This window comes from Massilia sp. CT11-108 (genome assembly GCF_047302915.1).
GTDB classification, from domain to species: Bacteria; Pseudomonadota; Gammaproteobacteria; order Burkholderiales; family Burkholderiaceae_D; genus Telluria; species Telluria orientalis.
The window spans coordinates 1-2905 of sequence record NZ_JBKYMO010000614.1; the positions used below are offsets into that span (position 1 = coordinate 1).

The 2905-nt window shown below is 68.1% G+C and carries 5 protein-coding genes; 2 read left to right on the top strand and 3 right to left on the bottom strand.

Annotation, left to right across the window (positions count from 1 at the left end; genetic code table 11):
- The 3 genes from ACEN88_RS28335 to ACEN88_RS28345 all read right to left on the bottom strand — a co-directional run.
- Window positions 1–459 (bottom strand): MFS transporter (locus tag ACEN88_RS28335; RefSeq protein WP_413345032.1); only part of this gene is annotated, 459 nt, incomplete at its 3' end.
- Entirely contained in the window at window positions 459–1508 is a 1050-nt protein-coding gene (locus tag ACEN88_RS28340; RefSeq protein ID WP_413345034.1) for an NAD(P)-dependent alcohol dehydrogenase, read from the bottom strand. The genes ACEN88_RS28340 and ACEN88_RS28335, both read right to left, overlap by 1 nt.
- A 138-nt stretch (window positions 1509–1646) precedes the next feature.
- Window positions 1647–2255 (bottom strand): hypothetical protein, encoded by a 609-nt coding sequence (locus tag ACEN88_RS28345; RefSeq protein WP_413345036.1) that lies wholly within the window; start codon window positions 2253–2255, stop codon window positions 1647–1649.
- 51 nt (window positions 2256–2306) lie between these two features.
- Here ACEN88_RS28345 and ACEN88_RS28350 point away from each other — a divergent pair, with 51 nt between their 5' ends.
- On the top strand, window positions 2307–2666 hold the full coding sequence (locus ACEN88_RS28350; RefSeq protein ID WP_075791842.1) for a MarR family transcriptional regulator: 360 nt from the start codon (window positions 2307–2309) through the stop codon (window positions 2664–2666).
- A 33-nt stretch (window positions 2667–2699) separates the two neighbouring features.
- On the top strand, window positions 2700–2905 hold a 206-nt coding region (locus tag ACEN88_RS28355), incomplete at its 3' end, for a hypothetical protein (RefSeq protein ID WP_413345038.1).

Sequence of the window (2905 nt, forward strand, 5' to 3'; positions counted from 1 at the left end):
ACCGCCGTTGACGATGGCCAGCGCGCGCGGCACGAGGTGGTCCGGCACGAGCCGCATCGCGGTCGCCGCCGACATCGACCAGAACCCGCCGATCGCCACGCCGATGCACGCCCGCCCCGCCATGAACACGGCGTAGTTCGGCGCGAACGCGGCGATGGTGCCGGACACGATCATCATCAACGTGAGGCCGAGCAGCAGCACCTTGCGGTCGAGGCGTCCGGCCAGGCGCGCGACGCACAGGCTCGTCACGAGGGCGAACGCGCCGGACACGCCTATCGCCAGCCCCGCCTGGCCTTCGCTGATGCGCAGGTCCGACGCGATGGGACTGAGCAGGCTGACCGGCATGAACTCGGACGCGACGAGCGCGAACGCGGCCAGTGCCAGCGCGAACACGGCGCCCCATGCGGCTTGCGCGTCCTGCGCGACGCCGTTCGGGAGCGATGAGACTTGTGGCTGCATCAGGCGGCCAGCGTCGCGTTGTCGATCACGAAGCGGTACTTCACGTCGCCCTTGAGCATGCGTTCGTACGCGGCATTGATCTCGTCGGCGCGGATCATCTCGATGTCCGCGACGATGCCGTGCTGCGCGCAGAAGTCCAGCATCTCCTGCGTTTCCGCGATCCCGCCGATCATCGAGCCGGCCAGCGCGCGGCGCTTCATGATCAGGTTGAACACCTGCGGCGACGGGTGCGGCGTCGCGGGCGCGCCGACCAGCACCATCGTGCCGTCGCGTTTCAGGAGGTTCAGGCAGGCGTCCAGGTCGTGCGGCGCGGCGACCGTGTTGACGATCAGGTCCAGGCTGTTCGCCCGCGCGGCCATCGCATCGGCATCGCGCGACACGACCACCTCGTGCGCGCCCAGCGCCTCGGCATCCGCGCGCTTCGATTCGGACGTCGTGAAGGCGACGACGTGCGCGCCCATCGCGCGGGCCAGCTTGATGCCCATGTGGCCCAGGCCGCCGATGCCGACGACGCCCACGGTCTTGCCCGGGCCCGCGTTCCAGTGGCGCAGCGGCGAGTACGTCGTGATGCCGGCGCACAGCAGCGGCGCGACCGCGGCGAGCTGCGCTTCGGGGTGGCGCACGCGCAGCACGTAGCGCTCGTGCACGACGATGCGCTCGGAATAGCCGCCCAAGGTGTGGCCGGGTGCGTCCGCGGTCGGGCCGTTGTACGTGCCGACCATGCCGTCGCAATAGTTTTCGAGGCCCTCCTCGCAGTCCGTGCAGTGCCGGCAACTGTCGACCATGCAGCCGACGCCCACCAGGTCACCTTCCCGGAAATCCTTCACGTGGGCGCCGACGGCGGAGACCCTGCCGACGATCTCATGGCCCGGCACGCACGGATACAGGGTGCCGGCCCACTCGGCTTTCACCGTATGCAGGTCGGAGTGGCACACGCCGCAATAGGCGATCTCGATCTGCACGTCGTGCGGACCCGGCGCGCGGCGGGCGATGTCCAGGGATTCGAGCGGTTTGTCGGCGGCATGGGCGCCATAGGCCTTGACGGTCATGGATGATCCTTTCGTAAGGTTGTCGTTTGCATCGCGGGACGACGATGGTAACGGCAAACCTGCCGCGCGGGACCGGCGGGGATTGCTTGACCTTATGAATGGGATTCATGAATCCGCGGCGGAATCATGTCCGTCGCGTCATGAAAGATCCTCCCGGCGGGGTGCCGGCGCCGGCAGCAGCCCCAGCATGCCCTTCAGGGCGTACAGGACCACCAGCGCGCCCAGCATGTCGCCGGCCGCCATGACGGCGAAGCCCTGCGCCAGGTCGACGTGGTCGCCATGCATCCAGAACCACAGGTGGTGCATCAGCGGGCTGGCCACGCCGAACAGCGGCACGAGCAGCAGCAGGCGGCGCGACGTCAGGTTGGCCAGCGACGCCTGCATGCCCAGCACCCGCAGCGCGAACAGGTACACCAGGTAGGGCGCGAGCGCCGAGCTGATGCCGCCGGCGAAGGAGCGCACGGGATCGTCCGGATACAGGTGGAAGAAGCATTCGCACCACGACCCCACCAGGACGCCGACGGCGCCGGGCAAGCCCAGCAGCAACGGGCACAGCAGCCGTGCGCCCGCCGGCAGGTAGATCCAGCCGACCCCGCGCATGAACTCGACGTTGGGGAACACCCAGTCCTGCAACCGCGCCAGCAGCAGATAGAACACCACCGAGCCGACGACGCTCGCGCAGGCGACGCGGGCGCGGTCGGATACGCCCGGTCCAGCGTGGTTACCAGGAGTTAAAGGGGATGACATGAGGGTTTGTAGGTGATGGAGTTCGCGTGGCTATCGCATTATAATCTGCGCATGAGCAAATCCACCCGTCCCGCCGACATCTATCTGCGCTTTCTGCAACTCGCGGAAGCCTTGCGCGGGCTGCCGTCCCTGCCCTCGCTCGACCCGCTGGAAGAACGCATCCTCGGCACCGTCGCGCGCGCCATGCAGGACGGCGAGCGCCTGTGTGTGCGCGACATGATGGCCAAGAAGGAACTCGGTGCGCCGGCCACCGTCCACAGCCGCCTGACGTCGATGCGCGAGAAGGGCTGGATCATGCTGACCGATACCGAGGACACGAGGCGCAAGCAGGTAACGCTCACGCAGGCGGCGCTGGCGCACTTCGACAAGCTGTCGAAGTGCATGGTCAAGGCAGTCGAGAAGACGGGTTGAGGAAGGCCACCAGCGCACTGCTACACTAGCGGCATGAAGCTTGCCTTCCTGTCCCGGCACCGGCGTTTGCTGGTTCTGTGCGTGTGTTCCGCGGCAGCGCACCTCGCACTGCTGAAGTTGCTCGCCGCGCGCGGTCGCGGAGAGTTCCCGGCCACGCCGGCCGCGGCTGAAAGCAGACTCAGCGTAAGGCTCGCGCCGACTGCTCCGGTCCCCGCCCTGGCCGCGCCGACTTCCCCATC